The organism is Amycolatopsis sp. NPDC043889 (assembly GCF_056435645.1).
Genome location: NZ_JBWKEC010000002.1, coordinates 441,562 through 458,764, shown reverse-complemented (window position 1 = coordinate 458,764; position 17,203 = coordinate 441,562). Strand labels below are relative to the sequence as shown.

The 17,203-nt window shown below is 69.2% G+C and carries 14 protein-coding genes; 9 read left to right on the top strand and 5 right to left on the bottom strand.

The window, feature by feature from the left end; genetic code table 11:
- Positions 1-301: 301 nt before the first annotated feature.
- Entirely contained in the window at positions 302-1,171 is an 870-nt protein-coding gene (locus tag AC0685_RS07495) for an alpha/beta fold hydrolase (protein ID WP_478224815.1), read from the bottom strand.
- A gap of 121 nt (positions 1,172-1,292) precedes the next feature.
- On the opposite strand from AC0685_RS07495, the gene AC0685_RS07490 reads away from it, so the two are divergent.
- Positions 1,293-4,376 carry a BTAD domain-containing putative transcriptional regulator gene (locus AC0685_RS07490; protein WP_478224814.1) on the top strand — a complete coding sequence of 1,028 codons (3,084 nt, stop codon included), beginning with the start codon at positions 1,293-1,295 and terminating at the stop codon, positions 4,374-4,376.
- Position 4,377: 1 nt separating this feature from the next.
- On the opposite strand, the gene AC0685_RS07485 is transcribed toward AC0685_RS07490, so the two are convergent.
- From AC0685_RS07485 to AC0685_RS07475, 3 genes are read right to left on the bottom strand one after another with little or no spacing between them, the layout of a single operon-like run.
- Entirely contained in the window at positions 4,378-4,674 is a 297-nt protein-coding gene (locus AC0685_RS07485) for a hypothetical protein (protein ID WP_478224813.1), read from the bottom strand.
- Positions 4,671-8,066: a TM0106 family RecB-like putative nuclease gene (locus AC0685_RS07480; RefSeq protein ID WP_478224812.1), complete on the bottom strand. Its 3,396-nt coding sequence runs from the start codon at positions 8,064-8,066 to the stop codon at positions 4,671-4,673. Before AC0685_RS07480 ends, AC0685_RS07485 begins: the two co-directional genes overlap by 4 nt.
- A gap of 52 nt (positions 8,067-8,118) precedes the next feature.
- A complete protein-coding gene (locus tag AC0685_RS07475) occupies positions 8,119-8,829 on the bottom strand; it encodes a GntR family transcriptional regulator (protein WP_478224811.1) in 711 nt (236 codons plus the stop codon).
- A 121-nt stretch (positions 8,830-8,950) separates the two neighbouring features.
- Here AC0685_RS07475 and AC0685_RS07470 point away from each other — a divergent pair, with 121 nt between their 5' ends.
- The 5 genes from AC0685_RS07470 (at position 8,951) to AC0685_RS07450 (ending at position 12,199) form a co-directional block, all read left to right on the top strand.
- Entirely contained in the window at positions 8,951-9,865 is a 915-nt protein-coding gene (locus tag AC0685_RS07470) for a glycoside hydrolase family 16 protein (protein ID WP_478224810.1), read from the top strand.
- Positions 9,866-9,874: 9 nt separating this feature from the next.
- Complete coding sequence (locus AC0685_RS07465) at positions 9,875-10,738, top strand: sigma-70 family RNA polymerase sigma factor (protein WP_478224809.1); 864 nt, start codon at positions 9,875-9,877, stop codon at positions 10,736-10,738.
- A 124-nt stretch (positions 10,739-10,862) separates the two neighbouring features.
- On the top strand, positions 10,863-11,480 hold the full coding sequence (gene dgt, locus AC0685_RS07460) for a dGTP triphosphohydrolase (protein WP_478224808.1): 618 nt from the start codon (positions 10,863-10,865) through the stop codon (positions 11,478-11,480).
- Positions 11,481-11,504: 24 nt separating this feature from the next.
- A complete protein-coding gene (locus AC0685_RS07455; RefSeq protein WP_478224807.1) occupies positions 11,505-11,864 on the top strand; it encodes a hypothetical protein in 360 nt (119 codons plus the stop codon).
- Positions 11,852-12,199: a hypothetical protein gene (locus tag AC0685_RS07450; protein WP_478224805.1), complete on the top strand. Its 348-nt coding sequence runs from the start codon at positions 11,852-11,854 to the stop codon at positions 12,197-12,199. Before AC0685_RS07455 ends, AC0685_RS07450 begins: the two co-directional genes overlap by 13 nt.
- Positions 12,200-12,252: 53 nt before the next feature.
- Here AC0685_RS07450 and AC0685_RS07445 read toward each other — a convergent pair whose 3' ends face one another.
- Positions 12,253-13,497: an HNH endonuclease signature motif containing protein gene (locus tag AC0685_RS07445; RefSeq protein WP_478224804.1), complete on the bottom strand. Its 1,245-nt coding sequence runs from the start codon at positions 13,495-13,497 to the stop codon at positions 12,253-12,255.
- Positions 13,498-13,927: 430 nt separating this feature from the next.
- Here AC0685_RS07445 and AC0685_RS07440 point away from each other — a divergent pair, with 430 nt between their 5' ends.
- From AC0685_RS07440 to AC0685_RS07430, 3 genes are all read left to right on the top strand, one after another.
- On the top strand, positions 13,928-14,731 hold the full coding sequence (locus AC0685_RS07440) for a tyrosine-protein phosphatase (protein WP_478224803.1): 804 nt from the start codon (positions 13,928-13,930) through the stop codon (positions 14,729-14,731).
- 85 nt (positions 14,732-14,816) lie between these two features.
- Positions 14,817-15,593 carry a cyclase family protein gene (locus AC0685_RS07435; RefSeq protein WP_478224801.1) on the top strand — a complete coding sequence of 259 codons (777 nt, stop codon included), beginning with the start codon at positions 14,817-14,819 and terminating at the stop codon, positions 15,591-15,593.
- Complete coding sequence (locus tag AC0685_RS07430) at positions 15,590-17,200, top strand: thiamine pyrophosphate-binding protein (RefSeq protein WP_478224800.1); 1,611 nt, start codon at positions 15,590-15,592, stop codon at positions 17,198-17,200. The genes AC0685_RS07435 and AC0685_RS07430 overlap by 4 nt, the downstream gene beginning before the upstream one ends.
- Positions 17,201-17,203 lie beyond the last annotated feature (3 nt).

The following is a 17,203-nucleotide window of genomic DNA, read 5'->3' as shown; positions in this document are numbered from 1 at the left end:
TGGGTGCCCTTCAGATCCCCAGGGTGGGAGGTGTAACGGGGGGTTGGGGGGGGGTGTTTGGGGCGAAAACCAGAAACGCCACTCACGACCCCTCGCCGAACCGTGCAAATAACCCAAGTCGGACACTGTCGCCGCGGAAAAAGTCCGTTATGAACAGTTGGAAAGGTGCCTGGTCGGCGAGTCCCGCTCCTGCCGCCAACTCCGGCACGCCACGTTTGCCTTACCCCTCTATAGAACGATCATTATCACTCACGACCCTTTGTGGACACTGGCGGCGCGTCGCCTCTGCCTGGTAGCCGGCCTAGCGCGTGAGCAGGTCCCGCAGCGCCTTCACCACCTCCGCCGGTGATTCCTCGGCCATGAAGTGCCCCGACGTGACCGTCCGGTGGTCCAAGTCGGTCGCCCACGCCTGCCAGAGCGCGACGGCGTCGTAGCCCAGTGCGGCGCCCCAATCCTGCTGGAGCACGGTGAGCGGCATCGTGAGCCGGTTGCCCGCCGCGCGATCCGCCTGGTCGTGCTCGACGTCGATGCCGGCCGACGCGCGGTAGTCGGCGACGATCGAGGTCACCGCGTTCCGTGACGCCTCCAGGTACGCGGCCCGGACGTCGGCCGGGATCGCGTCGCCGCGCTGGGTCCACGCGTCGAGGAAGTGACCGAAGAACGCGTCGGGAGCGGCGCCGATCAGCTGTTCGGGCAGTCCAGGCGGCTGGGCCATCAGGAAGAGGTGGAAGCCGACCGCGGCGGTGGTGCCGTGCAGGACGTCCCACATGTCCAGCGTCGGCAGCACGTCGAGGATCGCGAGATGGCTCACCTTGTCCGGGTGGTCGAGGCCGGCGCGCAGCGCCACCAGCGCGCCCCGATCGTGCCCGGCGAGGGCGAACCGGTCGTGACCGAAGGCCTTCGCGACGGCGACGACATCGTCCGCCATCGACCGCTTCGAGTAGGTCTCGCCGGTGTCGGCGGGCTTGTCGCTTTCGCCGTATCCTCGCAGGTCAGGGCAGAGGACGGTGTGGTCGGCCGCCAGATCCGCCGCGACGTGCCGCCACATGAGGTGGGTCTCGGGGAAACCGTGCAGCAGCACGATCGGGCTGCCCGTCCCGGCGACGGCGACGTTGATCGCCACGCCGTCCGCGACGGGCACGCGCTGGTAGTCGAATCCGGTGATGCGCATGGGTACCTTCCTGGTCGTTCCGTGACGATCGCCAGCGTCCCCGGCCCGAATCAGCACCCGGTCAGCGGCGACCGAGCGGCCGGGGCACGATGATCACCGTCGGTGCAGCGAGGAGGTGACGATGCGGTTCGGGGTGCTCGGTCCGCTCGTGGCCGAGGACGCGCGGGGCGAAGCCGGGCTCAAGGGCCCGCGGCACCGCGCGGTGCTGGCCAGGCTGCTGATCGCCCGTGGCCGGGTCGTGCCGGTGGAACGCCTGGTCGACGACCTGTGGGAACGCCCGCCCGAGGGCGCGGTCGGCGCCGTCCAGACGTTCGTCGGTGCCCTGCGCCGCGCCCTCGAGCCGGATCGCGCGCCCCGTGAGCCCGCGCGGCTGCTCGTCACGGTCGCCCGCGGCTACGCCCTGCGCGCCGATTCCGTCGACGCGTGGGACTTCGAGACCGCCGTCGCAGCGGCCCGTGAACTGCTCGACGCCCGGCGGCCGGACGCGGCACTGTCGCAAGTGGACACAGCGCTCGCGCTCTGGCGCGGCCCCGCGTACGCAGAATTCGCCGAGGAGGGCTGGGCCGTCGGCGAAGTCTCCCGCTTGACCGAACTCCGTTCGCTGGCGGGAGAACTCCGTGCCGATGCGCTCCTCGCGCTCGGGCGCGCCGCCGAGGCGATCCCGGGGCTGGAAGGGCTGGTGCGTGCGCATCCGCTGAGGGAGAACGGTTCCCGGCTTCTGGCGCTCGCGCTCTATCGCGCCGGGAGGCAGGGTGACGCGCTGGCGGTGTTGCGCACGGCGCGCGAACACCTCGCCGACGAACTCGGCATCGATCCCGGCGCCGGCCTGCGGGAACTGGAGGCCGACATCCTCGCGCAAGCGCCTCGGCTGGAGCCGTCCGCGCCCAAGATCGCCGAGCGGCCACTGGTCGGGCGCGACGCGGAGCTGGCCGAGCTCGAAGAAGCCGTGACGCGGTCTCGGCTGGTGCTCGTCTCCGGCGACGCCGGGGTGGGGAAGACAGCGCTCGCCGAAGCGTTCTCCGCACGCCTCGCCGCGCGAGGCTGGACCACGGCGTGGGGAAGCGATCCCGACGACGAGGGCGCGCCGCCCGCCTACGCCTGGACCCGGATCCTGGCCACGCTCGCCGACGCCGGGTACGGCCCGGCGCCGACGGCGGAGCCGGGGACCGAAGACCCACTGGCCGCGCGCTGGCGGTGGCATCGCGCCGTCGCGGCTCATCTGTCCGCTGCCGCGCCGCTCCTGCTCGTCCTCGACGACCTGCACTGGGCGGGCGAAGAGACCTTGGCGCTGCTGACCTCGGTGCTGGCCGAACCGGTGTCGATCATCGCGACCTATCGCGGCACCGACCCACCCGCCCGGCTGACGGACTTCCTCGCCAGGGCCGCTCGCCACGAGCCGGCCCGGATCTATCTCGGCGGCCTGCCCGAGACCGAGGTCGCCGGCCTGGTCCGTGCCACGACCGGAGAAGAGATCGATCCGGAAACCGCCGCGGTACTCCATCGGCGCACCGGCGGGAACGCGTTCTTCGTCCGTGAACTCGCCCGCCTGCTGGCCACCGAAGGCGCGGCCGCCTTGGACGCGGTACCGCCGGGCGTCCGCGACGTCGTCCGCCACCGGGTGGACGCGCTGCCGGACGACGTCCGCGGCGTGGTGCGGCGGGCGGCGGTGATCGGGACGGACGTCGATCTGGACGTTCTCGAAACCCTGGTGGGGAAGACCGCGCTCGACGCCGCCGAGATCGCGGTCCGGCGCGGATTCCTGACCGAGCGGGCGCCGCGCCGGTTCCGGTTCGCGCACGCGCTCGTGCGGGACACGCTCTACCACGATCTCTCCCGTTCACGGCGCGCCCGCGAACACGGCGAGATCGCCGAGGCGCTGGAAGATCTCCGCCCGGACGAGGTCGACGCCCTGGCGCACCACTTCCTCCTGTCGGAGGAGCGCGACGACCGTGCCGCGCGGTACGCGCAGGCCGCCGCCGAACGGGCCGAGAACCGTTTCGCGTCAACGGAAGCGGCACGCCTTTGGGACGCCGCACTCGCCGCGTACGACCGCTCCGGCGCCTCCGACACGGCGAAGCGGCTGGAGCTGATCATGGGCAAGGCCCGCGCTTCGGCCGTCGCCGGCGGGCTCGGCCAGTCGCGGAAGCATCGGGCCGAAGCGTTGGAACTGGCCGAAAAGCTGGACGATCCACTGCTGACCGCACGGGTGATCGGTGCCTTCGACGTCCCCGCCAGCTGGACCGAAAGCGACGACAGGGAACTCGCTTCCCGGATCGCGGAAGCCGTCGAGCGCACCCTCGCCGCCTTGCCCGCCGAACACATGGCCGAGCGGTGCCGTCTGCTGGCGACCCTCGCCGTCGAGATGCGGAACGCGGGTGGACCGCGGGCACGCGAGGCGGCCCGGGAAGCCGAGGAGCTCGCCCGGCGGCTGGAAGATCCGGCTCTGCTGGCGTTCGCGCTCAACGCCCGGTTCCTGCAGTCCTTCGACCGCGCCGGTCTCGCCCCCGAGCGGGCCGCGATCGGCGCCGAACTGGTCGACCTCGCCGCGCGGCACGGACTTGTGACGTTCGAGGTGCTCGGGCACCTCGTGCTCCTGCAGGCGAAGAGCGCGCTCGCGGATTTCGCCGCCGCGGACCGGCACGCCGCGTCGGCGGACGAACTCGGCGAGCGATACGGTCTTCCGCTCGTCGGCGTGTTCACCCGGTGGTATCGCGCGATGCGGACCGCGATGACCGGTCCCGGTGGGGAGGCCGCCTACCGCGCCGCGGCGGCGGGTCTCGCGGGAACGGCCATGTCCGGTGTGGACAACGGGATCCTCGCGCTCGCGCTGTACTGCGACCGGATCCAGCGTGGTTTGCCGCCGGAAGCCTTGGAAGACGACTACGGCGCTTACGAAAGCTGGTGCCGCCCGGTGCTCCCGATCCCGGATTCGCCAAGAGACCTGCTGTTCGAGGCACGCACCTGTCTGCACGCCGTCGTCGCGCTCGAACTCGGTGACCGGACGACGATGGAACGCCTGTACGCCGAACTCCTGCCCGCCGAAGGGGAGATCGCCGGCGCCGGGAGCGGGATGCTCACCCTCCGCCCGGTCGCGTACTACCTCGGCGAGCTGGCCACCGCCCTCGGCCTGCGAGAAGCGGCCGCCGAGCACTATCGGAAGGCGCGGGAAATCGCGGTGAAGGCCGGTTCACCGCACTGGGGTTAGCTCACTGCTCGCGCATCGCGCGGCGGATCTCGGCCAGCTTGTCCTTGGCGGCCTTGTCGCGGTCGGCGATCTTCTTGTCGAGCGAAGCGACGTCTTCCTTGCCGCCGAGCCCGGCGAGCTCGGTCGAGCCCAGCGACGTCGTGTAGCGCTGCTCGATCCGGTCCCGCACGTGGTCGAACGAGGGCACGCCGCTCTCGCTGTAATCCGGCTCCGGGACCTCGACCGGCGCGGCCGGGGTCTCTTCGACGATCTCGGCGTCGAGGATCTCCGGCTTCTTGTCCGGGCTGTTCTCTGTCATCGTCCACTCCGTCCTGCGTGCCACGGCACGGCTTCGGTCATCAACCCGAGCATGCCCGAAACCAGCCGCATCTGGTCGACCGTGCGGATGTCGGCTTCGACCAGCCGCGGCGAGCAGACCACGATCGCGAGCGCCTGCGCCCGTGAGAGCGCCACGTTGAGCCGATTGCGGGAGAGCAGGAAGTCCAGGCCACGCGGCAGATCGACGGCCGACGACGAGGTCATGGTGGTGATCACCACCGGCGCCTCCTGCCCCTGGAACCGGTCCACGGTGCCCACCCTGACGCCGGGGTGCCCGGCCTGGTCCAGTGCGCGGGCCACGACCCTGGCCTGCAGGTTGTACGGCGCCACCACCAGGATGTCCTCGTCGCCGAGCGGCCGGGGCTCGCCGTGATCGGTCCAGGCGCGGCCGTGGAGTTCGGCGACGAGGGAGGTGACCGCCTCGGCCTCCTCGATCGACCGTGTCGTGTTGCCGTGGTGGTCGACCTCGGCGAGGTACAGGCCCGCTTCGACGCCGTCGATCGACCGCTCGGCCGCCGAGGGATGCGAGTGCAGGCGGCCCGAGTAGGACAGCCGCGACACCGGCGCGCAGACGGCCGGATGCATCCGGCGGGTCTCGTCGAGGAAGTACCCGAGCTCGGCCGGGATGATGTCCGCCTCGTCGATCAGGTGTCCGAGCGCGGACGCTTCGGCGCCCGCGGGATGCGTACCCTGCACGACCTGCGGCAACTGCTGCGGATCGCCCAGCAGCAGGAGATTCTTGGCGCACATCGACACCGCGAGCGCGTCGGCGAGGGCGAACTGGCCCGCCTCGTCGATGATCACCAGGTCGAACGGCTCTTCCCGGATCGCGGCGTTCGCGAACGTCCAAGCCGTCCCGCCGACCAGATGTCCGGTGTCGTGCTCCTCGCGCCATTTCACCAGCGCGGGATTGGTCTTCGGCTGCTCCCACGGCGCGGCTGGATCCGGGGTCCGCTTGGCGCGTTTGGCGCACGGCAGATCCGGCGCGTTCTTGAGCGCGGCCGACAGCACGTTCTCCACGGCCTTGTGACTGGTCGACGTGACGGCGATCGTCTTGCCCGCGCGCACGAGTTTCGCGATCAGCCTGCCCGCGAGGTACGTCTTGCCCGCGCCGGGCGGGCCCTGGACGGCGAGCGTGGAGCCGTCGAGCGCCTCGACGGCCTCGATCACCGTGGTCACCAGGTCCGGCCCGGGTTCGGGCAAGCCCCGGTCGTCGCGCAGCCGCGGCGTCGTACGCCGGAGGAGATCGACGCCGGGATGGGCGGGCAGCACCGGCAGCGTGTCGACGACGAGGCGGGCGAGATCCGCGACCGCGTCGTCCTTGGGGGAGGGACGGACCGGGCTCCCGGGCAATACCGCGACCGGCCGGTCGGCGGTGGTCTCGTCGGGCGGACAGCTCTCTTCCAGGGTCAGCTCGACGGCGGTGGCCGAGACGACCTTGGCGTCCCTCGCGGCCGCTCCGTACCGCAGGCGGACGTCGTCGCCGGGGGCGAAGGGATGCGGCCGGTCCGGGTCGCAGCGAAGCACGAGCGAGCGCTTCGCCTTCCGGACCCGGCCCGACGGCGGCACCCATTCCCCGGCCTCCAACGAGACCGGGACGGTGCAGGCGTTGTCGGTCTCCAGATCGCCGAGCGGGGCGGCCAGCTGGCGGAAGTACTCCCACCACGCCGGATTCGTCTCGCGGCGGTGGTAGCCGACGGACGCGGCCAGCAGCGCGCGGGCGCGATCCTCTCCGGTGAACTCGGCCGGATCGTCGGGAAGCCCGTCCAGCAGCGGATCGACCAGCGCGGCCAGCTGCGCGGCGCGTTCGGCGCGTTTCTGGGCGGCGACGTCCTCCTCGGTTTGCCGGAGCAGAGCGTCCACATCGGACTCTTCCGGCGGCTCGGCGAGCGCGATCCCTTCCTCCACGCGGACTTTGTGGAGGAACTCGAAGAGCCGCAACGTGGAGACGCAGTCGTATTCGTTGTAGTCGCCGATCCCGCGCAGCACTTCGTCCGCGTGTTCGGTCTCGCCGGAGGCGGTGAGTGTCAGGTATTCCTCGTAGGCCTCGATGCTCGAAACCGCGGTCTTGACGTCGCCGTCGCGGGCCTCGGGCATGTAGAGCGGTTCGAGGTACTTGATGGAGTACGACCGCTGCGAGACCCGGAGTGCCTTGCGCACCACGGAATACAGGTCCACCAGACCACCGCTGCGCAGCAGGTGGTCGACGGCGTCCTCGCGGGTCCCGTGCACGGCGGCGAGCCGCTTGATCGCGGTGACCTCGTACGGGGCGTAGTGGTAGACGTGCGAACCGGGATGCTCCGTGAGCCTCGCGGTGGCGAAGTCGACGAACTCCTCGAAGGCCCGTTTCTCCTGCGACCGGTTGTGCGCCCAGAACGGCGTGAACTTCGTGCCCTCCTCGACGGTAACGGCGCCGAAGAGGTATTCGAGCCCCTCGCCCGCCAAGGCGTACGGGTCGCCTTCCATGTCGAAGAACACGTCGCCGGGCGCGGGTGGCGGGAGTTCGGCCAGCGCGTCCGGATCGATGACCTCGTAGGCGATCTGCCCGGTGGCGTCCTGCCTTACCTGGATCGCGGCCTGGGCGCGCAGCGTGGTGAACGACGTCGTCGAGATGTCGCGCGGCCGGTCTTCCGGAGCGGCGGCCGCGAGCGCGTCGATGGTGCCGAGGCCCGCGGCGACGAGTTTGCGCCGCTGGTCGCCGCGCATCCCCGCGACCAGCGAAAGATCGCGATCGGCCTCGCGGGCGCTCGCGCAGTGCGCGGCGTAGGAACAGCCGCCGCACGCGGGCCGCTCGTCGGCCCACAGCGGGACCGGCAGGGTCGGCGGCCGGTCCCGCAGCCGGGCGCGTAGCCGGTTTACCAGCGGGAGGAAGTCGTCGACGCGGAACGACCGCGTGCTGTGATCGCCCAGCAGCAGATGCATCCGAGGACCGGCGGGCCAGCCCGCCCGGCGCAACGCGTCGGCGTACGCGGTCAGCTGGACGACCGCGGCAGGCTTCGCGTGCCTGGCCAGCTTCGTGTCATAGACCTCGTAGCGGCCTTCGTCGTCCCGCATCAGAAAGTCGGCGCGGCCGGAGAACTCGCCGTCGTGGAAAACCGCCTGGTAGATCACCGGCGCGCCGGCCCGTAGCGCCTCTTCGGTGGCCTTCGCGGCGACGACCGGGTCGCGTTCGTCGATCTCGACGACGGCGCTCCGTTCGCCGCGCAGCTTGTCCAGCGTCGCGGCCTCGTGCGCGCGCCCGTGCGTGACCGCCAGCTGATCCGGCCCGGAGCCCGGCCGTGGCGCTCCCGGGAGGCCGGCGGCCAGCGCCTGGTTCAGGAGGCTGCGGTGCTCGCATTCGAGCAGGTCGGCGAGATCGGACGGGGTGTACATCGCCCGGGAGTCTCGCACGGACTCCCGGATGGACGGTCCCGGCGCGCCGGAGTCAGCCGGAGGTGTGGTCGAACTTCAGATGTGAGGTGATCCGGTAGCGGTCGCCCCGGTAGAGGGAGCGGGTGTACTCGATCACGCGGCCGCCCGCGTCGCGGGTGGTGCGCTCGAAGAGCAGCGCGGGGGAATGCTGCGGGACGCCGAGCAGGCCGGATTCGTCGGGGTCGGTGACGGTCGGCTCGATGATCTGCACGGCCGTCGCGGGAACGACCTCGTACCGGGTGCGGAGCAGTTCGTAGAACGAACCGGATTCGAAGCCCGCGGCCGTGATGTCCGGCACGAGATCCCGGGGGACCAGGATCCGTTCGATCGCCATCGGCGCGTCTTCGACCACGCGGACGCGGGTGACGGCCACCAGCGTGTGGCCGGGGGAGACCTCGAGGCGCTTGCCGAGCCGGGCGCCCGCCGGTGTGGTGGAGAACTCGATCACCCGGCTGGTCCAGTGCCCCTCGGCGGGTGGGGCGAACTGCTCGCCGCCGGTGGCGGGAACGAGGTCCTGGGAGATCTTGCGCGGAGCGGTGAAGGTGCCGCGGCCGTGCTCGCGGACCACGAGGCCGTCGCGCTCCAGTTCGTCTATCGCGGCTCGCAGGGTGGGGCGCGAGACGCCGATTTCACTGCTCAGCGCGCGTTCGGAAGGCAGGACCTCACCCGGCTGCCGCCGCTCGATGAGCTGGCGGAGCCGGTCCTTGACCTCTGTTCGCCGCATGACCACAGCCTACCCAGTGGTCAGCGTGAATTGGCTGGTGGACAAGTTGTCTAGACCTATTGACTTTACCACTTCGCAGGGAGACGGTGAAAGAAACTGACCAGTGGTAAAGGAGACGACGATGTCGACCTCAGGGAAGTTTCGCGTCGCCGCCGTCGCGGCGTTATCGGTCGCCGCACTGGCGGTGGCGCCGGGTGCCGCGGCCGGAGCGGCCGCTTGCGGGGCACTGTTCGACGATTTCCACTACAGCTCGCACACCGACGGGCTCCTCGGCCGGCACGGCTGGCAGGTGCGTTCCGGCGCCGGCGGCCCCGGCGTCGGCGGTGCGCGCTGGGCTCCGGAGGGCATCACCTTCCCGACGTCCGACGGGGACAAGGTGCTGCAGCTCGCCTCCACCACCGACGGCACGCCCGCGGGCACGACGCAAACCGAGATCATGCAACCCGACCGGCGGTTCTTCGAGGGGACCTACGCGGCCCGGATCCGCTTCTCCGACGCGCCGGTGTCAGGCCCGGACGGTGACCGGATCAACCAGACGTTCTTCACCATCAGCCCGCTCCGCTACGACAACGACCCGATCTACAGCGAGCTGGACTTCTCGGAGTACCTGCCGAACGGCGGCTGGGGCGAGGCGGGCCCGGTGAACTTCCAGACCAGCTGGCACACCTACACGCCGGATCCGTGGTACGCCGAGAACAAGAGCGACAGCCAGCGCCGCAGCATCGACGGCTGGCATTCCGTCGTCGCGACCGTGTCCGGCGGCCATGTGCGGTACTACATCGACGGCGCACTGGTGGCCGACCATGACCGCAGCGGGCCGTTCGACGTGTACCCGCGGCAGAACATGTCCCTGAACTTCAACCAGTGGTTCATCGATCTCACGCAGCACAGCGGCGGCACGAGTGCCTACCTCGAGCAGGTCGACTGGGTCTACTACGCGAAGAACGAGGTCCTGACGCCGCAGGCCGCCACCGAACGGGCCGCGTCGTACCGGTCCTCGGGCGTGCGGTTCGCCGACGATCTCGGTGGCTGTTAGATATGAGCCGTGGATCGGCTGACTGAGCGTTTCGAGGAGCATCGGACCAGGCTGCGTGCGGTGGCGTACCGGATGCTGGGTTCGGCCAGTGAGGCCGAAGACGCCGTCCAGGACACGTGGCTGCGGCTCAACCGCACCGACGCCGGGGAGATCGAGAACCTCGGCGGCTGGCTGACCACGGTGGTGGCGCGAGTGTGCCTGAACGTGCTGCGCTCGCGCGATCATCGTAGGGAAGAACCGCTCGACGAGCAGCTCGCCGAATCGGCCGACTTCTCGGCCGATCCCGCCGCCGACGCGGTACTGGCCGACTCGGTCGGCCTGGCGATGCTGGTCGTCCTGGACACGCTCGCGCCGGCCGAACGGCTCGCGTTCGTCCTGCACGACATGTTCGCGGTGCCGTTCGACGAAATCGCTCCGCTGATCGACCGCACCCCGGCCGCAGCCCGCCAACTCGCGAGCCGCGCCCGGCGCCGTGTCCAGGGCCGATCCGTCGCGACGGAACCGGACGTCGCACGACGGCGCCAGGTCGTCGACGCCTACCTGGCCGCGGCCCGCGGCGGCGACTTCGACGCACTCCTCCAACTCTTGCACCCCGACGTCGTCCTCCGCGCAGACAAGGCGGCGGGCCCCTCGCGCGCGCCGATCTTCCTGCGGGGAGCCGACACGGTGGCTCGTGGTGCGGCCGCCGCTTCGGTGCGGGCGGCGGTCACTCAGCTCGCGCTGGTGAACGGCGGCATGGGGCTCGTGATGGCCGACGAAGGACGGCCTTCGGTGGTCCTCGCGTTCGCTTTCGTGGACGGGAAGATCAGCGAGATCGACGTCATCGCGGATCGGGAACGGTTGCGGGGGCTGGACCTGGTGATGGTGGATTGACCCGGGTTGCGGTTCGGTCGCGAACGAGTACCGATGGCCCGCCCTGTGGCTTGAGTCGTTAACGGTTCCTCGTCGTGGTCCGCCTTCTTTTCAAGGCTCTTCGAGCCAGGACGAGGAGGGGACCATGTCGGAAGGAACTGCCCGGCGCCACAAAGTGCAGGAGAAGGAAACCTATCGGGACGCGTATCAGCGCGACCGGGACCGAGTGCTCTATTCATCCGCGTTTCGGCGGCTGGCCGGAGTGACTCAGGTCGCCGCGGTCAGTGAGCAATTGGTGCTGCACAACCGGCTCACGCACAGCTTGAAGGTCGCGCAGATGGGGCGAAGACTCGTGCAGCATCTGCGCGCTCAATCGGGCGTTTTCCCACCGGGATCGGATTTGAACGAGGATGTCGTCGAGACCGCGGGACTCGTGCACGACATCGGCCATCCGCCGTTCGGTCACGTCGCCGAGGAGGTCCTCAACCAGCGCCTCGCCCAGGTCGCGGGGCTGGAAGGCTTCGAAGGAAACGCGCAGTCCTTCCGAGTGGTGACGAAACCGGCCAGGCGGAAGGAGGAACACATGGGCCTCAACCTGACTCGGGCGACGCTGAACGCCATCCTCAAGTATCCGCGCCTCAAGCCGCGGGATTCGGCCAAGGCCACGACTTCGTGGATCGACCGTGGCTACGGCGAGAAATGGGGCGCCTATCAGACCGAACGGAAGGACTTCGAGTGGGCGAGAGACTTCAGTCGCGGTTAGTTGAGATCCGCGAACGCGATACTGATGGACTGGGCCGACGACATCAGCTACGCGACGCACGACCTCGAGGACTACTTCCGGGCCGGGCTGATCCCTTTGCACAATCTCGCGATCGACAACAACCGCATACTCAAGCATGGTCGCCGACGGTTGAAGAAGATCAACGGTTTCAACGAATATCGCTTCCGGGAGCAGATCGACGCGATCGTCGGCGAGTTCGGTGAAAGTCTCAAGTCGCAGTGCTGGGACACTCGCGAGAACCGGGTTCAAATGAACCTGATCACCAGCAAACATCTCACCAGGCTCGTGGACGCGGTCCGGCTCGTGGACGAAGCCCCTACGTCGAAGTCGATGAAGAGTGTCAGTACCGGGTGGCCGCGCTGAAGGAGCTCACATGGTTCTACGTGATCGACAGGCCGCCGCTGGCCATCCAGCAGGAAGGTCAGAAGAGGATCATCGGTTGGCTCTTCGACCGGTTGCACATGTGTCTGGAGAAGTCGCCGAACAGCCCGAAGATCCCCATCCAGCTCCGCGTGATCTACCGCGACATCAAGCGTGACGATGAGGCGAAAGGGGCCTTCGATGACAACAAGGCGGCCCGGTGCGCCAGGGCCGTCACCGACTACATCTGCCTGCTCACCGAGGCACAAACGGTCGATCTTGGCGAACGGTTGGCGGGGCGGTCGCAGAGTTCGATGTTCGGTACCTGGTTCAACTGAACGTGGGCATGCCGAAGGGCCCGTCGCCGGTGGGGTCGGCGGGCTCTTCGGGTTCAGCGGTGGTTGTGGCGTGGCTTCTGTAGCGGGTCGAGGTATTGGGGTGGGATGAATTCGGGTCGTCCGTTGGTCATGTGGATTGTCCAGCCGGATTGTCCGTGGATGACCATGTGGTGATATCGGCAGAGTAGGCAGAGGTTGTCGAGGTCGGTGTCGCCGAGTTGGCCCCACGGCAGAATGTGGTGGGCTTCGCAGTGTTTGGGCCGTCGGTGGCATCCGGGGAAGGCACAGCCGTGGTCGCGGAGGTTCAGTGCCCGGCGTTGGGCGGGGGTGACGCTGCGGGTGGCGCGGCCGATGTCGAGGGGTTCGCTTTCGGTGCCGAGGACGGCGGGGATGATTTTGGCGTCGCAGGCGAGCATGCGGGCGTGGCGTGCGGTGATCTGGGAGACCTCGTCCACGCAGGCGGATCCCAGTCCGGAGGTCAGGGTCTCCAGGGGGATGGTGACCACGATGGTGGTGCGGTCTCCGGAGAGGGTGGGTGCTTTGTCGTTGGTCATGGCGTAGTGGATGGCGTCGAACAGGGCGTCGCCGTGGCGTTCGCCGGGGGTGCGGGGGTCGCGGTTGCCGTCTTCGTCGGCGGGTCTTCGTTGTCCCCAGGTTTCGAACAACGCGTTGGCGCGGGCGCCGAATTCGGGGTCGAGGAGGCCGTTGAGTCGCCACCAGCCGTCGTCGCGTTTCCGGAGATGGACCTCACGCGACGGCGGCTTCAGGTCTTCGTCTTTGGGCTCGTTGCCGTCGGGATCCAGGTGCGCCAAGAGTTCGGCGCCGCCGTTGACGATCTGCTGCGGCCCGGCGTGGCGGGCCAGGTTCACCAGGATCCGTTCCGCCTCGGACCGGTCTTCCTCCGAGGCCTCGGAGGGGATTTTCTTCAGTACCGCCAGGAGTGGGTCGAGTTGCTGGTGCCCGAGGTCCCCGTCGGCCGCGGCGGCTCCGGCGATGGGGGCGAAAGCGGGGGCGGGGGTGCCGTCCAGGTTCCGGCTTTCGTTCACCGCCAGCGCGCGGGCCACGGTGTCGCGAGCTTCTTTCGGGCTGATCCGGGCGGTCTCGGCGAACCAGCCCGCGGTCGAACCGTGCCCGAACAACTCCATCGGACCGCGGGACTCGATCTCGGCCAGGAACTGCCCGACCTCCGCCAAAGCCTGTCGTGCCACCGACAACCGCTCGACCACGCCGTGCGCGAGTTCGCGCGCACCGGCACGCCACAGCTCCTGCGGCGGTTCGAGGATTCGTTGGCTGGACACCCCGCAAGAATACCAGCGTTCGAACAGGTGTGCGAACGTGAAGGCTTCTCAAGAATCGCATTCGCATTCTGGTGGTGTGTTATGTGCCGGTGATTGTTTGATTCGCTTGAGCCCAGTCGGGGTCGTAGTCGGCCCACTGTGACGCTGCTCTGCGCGAGTGATCTGTTTAGGCCACGGGCGTGTTCTATTGAGCCGAAGGTCAAACGTGTCTTGTCGGGCGGGGCGTCCTGAAGGCCGTCTTGGGGACGTTGGATGTCTCAACGGTGGCCTTCAGGACATCGCTTCTGTCCAGGACCACACGGCGGCTGTGTCGCGAAAGCCACTTTCGGGACATCAGGCGTCGCGAAAGTGGCTGTCGCGACATGCCTCGATCACGCCACCTTTGCCTCACCTCCCAATAACCGGCGGGCCTAGGGAAGAATGCTCGACCATGAGCTCGAGCAGAGCAGTGAGCTGGGAAGGCTTCTACAACACCAGAGATCTCGGCGGCTTGCCGACCAGGTCGGGCCATGCGACTCGCTACGGCGCCTTCTTCAGGGCGGCTGATCTTCGTTTTGTCACCGACGAGGGCTGGTCCCAGGCGCGACAATCCGGTGTCCGCACCATCGTCGACCTGCGCAATGCCGACGAGATCCGGCCCGCGACAGCAAAGTCCCCGACAGCAAAGTCCCCAACAGCGCTGGCGGGCTCGGCGCACTTCGCCGCCACCACCGCAGGCGCGACCACACCGACCGGCGTCGACCGCATCGAGGTACCCCTCGACGATGTCGAGGACGTCGAGTTCTGGCAGCACATCAACAGTGAGCAACTCAACGGCAGTCCGCTCTACTACCGTCCCTTCCTCGAACGGAAAGCCGGCCGCTGCGCCGCTGTCATGACCGCGCTCGCCCACTGCGGACCCGGCGGTGTCCTGTTCCACTGTGGCGCGGGCCGAGACCGCACCGGCCTGATCACCCTCCTGCTGCTGGCGCTGGCCGACGTCCGACCGGAGGCCATCGCAACGGACTACGACCTGTCCACCGAGGCCCTGAAAACCCTGTTCGCCGTGATGGGCACCGAGGACCAAGGACCGATCATCCAGTCCGTCCTCACCCATCGCGGCACCACGACCCAAGCCGCCATCCTCGGCACCCTCGAGGACCTCGACGTCGAGCACTATCTCCTCGCTGCCGGTGTCAGCAACACCGACCTCGACGGCATCCGCGGCAGACTCCTGGGATCACGCTCCCGCTGACACCGATCGAGAACGAGCCATCCTGCCACCCCCGAAACCCGCCTAAAGTGACCCAGGACGCCGCAGTCACTCCCGGGAGGCACGCATGTCGTTGTTGGCCCAGCTGAACACCGCGATCACCACGGGCACGATCGAGGTCGTCGACCTCACCGCCCCGTTGAGCGCGAGCACCCCGATCCTCCAGCTGCCGGAGCCGTTCGCGAACACGATCCCGTTCGGCCTGGAGGAGATCAGCCGGTACGACGAACGCGGGCCGCGCTGGTACTGGAACAACATCCACACCGGCGAGCACACCGGGACCCATCTCGACGTTCCCGTGCACTGGGTGTCGGGAAAGGACGGCCACGACGTCTCCGAGGTGCCGCTGCGCACGCTGGTCGCCCCGGCCGTGGTGCTCGACGCGACGGCCCGCGCGGCCGAGGATCCGGATTTCCTGCTCTCCACGGAAGACATCCGCGAGTGGGAACGTGAGAACGGGCCGCTGCCCGAAGGTGGTTGGCTGCTCTACCGCACGGGCTGGGACGCCCGTTCGCATGATCAGGAAGCCTTCCTCAACAACGACGAGAACGGTCCGCATTCGCCGGGCGTCTCCGCGGAATGCGCTCGCTGGCTCGCGGAGGAGGCGCCGATCACCGGGTTCGGGGTGGAGACCGTGGGCACCGACGCGGGGCAGGCGCTGGCACTCGAACCGGCCTTCCCCTGCCATGAACTCCTTCTGGGCGCGGGAAAACACGGCCTGACCCAGTTGCGGAACCTGGCGAGCCTGCCGCCCACCGGATCGCTGCTCGTCGTCAGCCCGCTCCCGATCGTCGGCGGTTCCGGCAGCCCCGCCAGGGTGTACGCGCTGGTCGAACGGGCATGAACGTCGCGGAGCTGGTCGGACGCACGCTGGCGGAACTCGGCGCGGGTGCCGCGTTCGGGGTGGTGGGCAGCGGCAATTTCGAGGCCACCAACGGATTACGTTCCGGCGGGGTGCGGTTCGTCGCCGCTCGGCACGAGGGCGGCGCGGCGAACATGGCCGACGCGTACGCGCGGATGAGCGGCCGCGTGTCGGTGCTGAGCCTCCATCAGGGGTGCGGGCTCACCAACGCGCTCACCGGGATCACCGAGGCCGCCAAGAGCCGGACACCGATGGTAGTCCTCGCCGGGGACACCGCGGCGTCGGCGGTGCTGTCGAACTTCCGGGTGGACCAGGACGCGCTCGCGGCCGCCGTCGGCGCCGTGCCGGAGCGCGTGCACGGCTCGGCCACCGCGGTCGCCGACACGGTCCGCGCCTACCGGACGGCGGTGCAACAGCGCCGCACCGTCCTGCTCAACCTGCCGCTCGACGTCCAGGCCCAAGAAGCGCCAGAAGCGGTCCCGGTCCCGAAGATTCCTGGCCCGGCGCCGATCCGGCCTAACGCCGAGGCGGTCGCGAAACTGGCGGACCTTCTCGTCGAAGCACGGCGGCCGGTATTCATCGCCGGCCGTGGTGCCCGGGCCGGTTCTGCACCGCTCAAAGAACTCGCGGAGGTTTCCGGGGCGCTGCTGGCGACTTCGGCGGTGGCGCACGGCCTCTTCCACGACGATCCCTGCTCGATCGGGATCGCGGGCGGCTTTTCGTCGCCACAGGCGGCGGAACTCATCAGGGACGCCGACCTCGTGATCGGCTGGGGCTGCGCGCTGAACATGTGGACCACCCGGCACGGCACGCTCCTCGGCCCGGAGGCCCGGCTCGTCCAGGTCGACGTCGACCAGGCCGCGCTCGGCGCGCACCGGCCGATCGACCTCGGCGTCGTCGCCGACGTCGCCAGCACGGCCGTGGACGTTCACGCCGAACTCGAGAGGCGTGGCCACCGAAGGAGCCGCGAAGCCCTCAAAAGCACACGGTGGAACGACGTGCCGTATAACGACCTATCCGGCGACGGGAGGATCGATCCGCGCACGCTCAGCCGGCGTCTCGACGAGATCCTGCCCGCCGAACGCGTGGTCTCGATCGACTCCGGCAATTTCATGGGCTACCCGAGTGCGTACCTGTCCGTCCCCGACGAGAACGGCTTCTGCTTCACCCAGGCGTTCCAAAGCATCGGGCTCGGCCTCGGGACGGCGATCGGCACGGCGCTGGCCCGTCCGGAGCGCCTGCCGGTAGTCGGGGTCGGTGACGGTGGCTTCCACATGGCCGTTTCCGAGCTGGAAACCGCCGTGCGACTGGGTATCCCGCTCGTCGTCATCGTCTACAACGACGCGGCGTATGGCGCTGAGATCCACCATTTCGGCGACGCGGACATGAGCACGGTCAGGTTCCCCGACACCGATATCGCGGCGATCGGACGAGGTTTCGGCTGCGCCGGGATCACCGTGCGGTCGGTCGAGGATCTGGCCGCCGTCACGGAATGGCTCGGCGGGCCACGGGACGCGCCGCTCGTCGTCGACGCCAAGATCGCCGACGACGGCGGCTCGTGGTGGCTCGCCGAAGCCTTCCGGCATTGAGCC

Bases quoted from the DNA above. Each gene is read 5' to 3' on its own strand.
- AC0685_RS07490 (WP_478224814.1), top strand. From the start codon at position 1,293: ATGCGGTTCGGGGTGCTCGGTCCGCTCGTGGCCGAGGACGCGCGGGGC.
- AC0685_RS07455 (WP_478224807.1), top strand. From the start codon at position 11,505: ATGGACTGGGCCGACGACATCAGCTACGCGACGCACGACCTCGAGGAC.
- AC0685_RS07495 (WP_478224815.1), bottom strand. From the start codon at position 1,171: ATGCGCATCACCGGATTCGACTACCAGCGCGTGCCCGTCGCGGACGGC.
- AC0685_RS07430 (WP_478224800.1), top strand. From the start codon at position 15,590: ATGAACGTCGCGGAGCTGGTCGGACGCACGCTGGCGGAACTCGGCGCG.
- AC0685_RS07475 (WP_478224811.1), bottom strand. From the start codon at position 8,829: ATGCGGCGAACAGAGGTCAAGGACCGGCTCCGCCAGCTCATCGAGCGG.
- AC0685_RS07485 (WP_478224813.1), bottom strand. From the start codon at position 4,674: ATGACAGAGAACAGCCCGGACAAGAAGCCGGAGATCCTCGACGCCGAG.
- AC0685_RS07440 (WP_478224803.1), top strand. From the start codon at position 13,928: ATGAGCTCGAGCAGAGCAGTGAGCTGGGAAGGCTTCTACAACACCAGA.
- dgt (WP_478224808.1), top strand. From the start codon at position 10,863: ATGTCGGAAGGAACTGCCCGGCGCCACAAAGTGCAGGAGAAGGAAACC.
- AC0685_RS07480 (WP_478224812.1), bottom strand. From the start codon at position 8,066: ATGTACACCCCGTCCGATCTCGCCGACCTGCTCGAATGCGAGCACCGC.
- AC0685_RS07435 (WP_478224801.1), top strand. From the start codon at position 14,817: ATGTCGTTGTTGGCCCAGCTGAACACCGCGATCACCACGGGCACGATC.
- AC0685_RS07470 (WP_478224810.1), top strand. From the start codon at position 8,951: ATGTCGACCTCAGGGAAGTTTCGCGTCGCCGCCGTCGCGGCGTTATCG.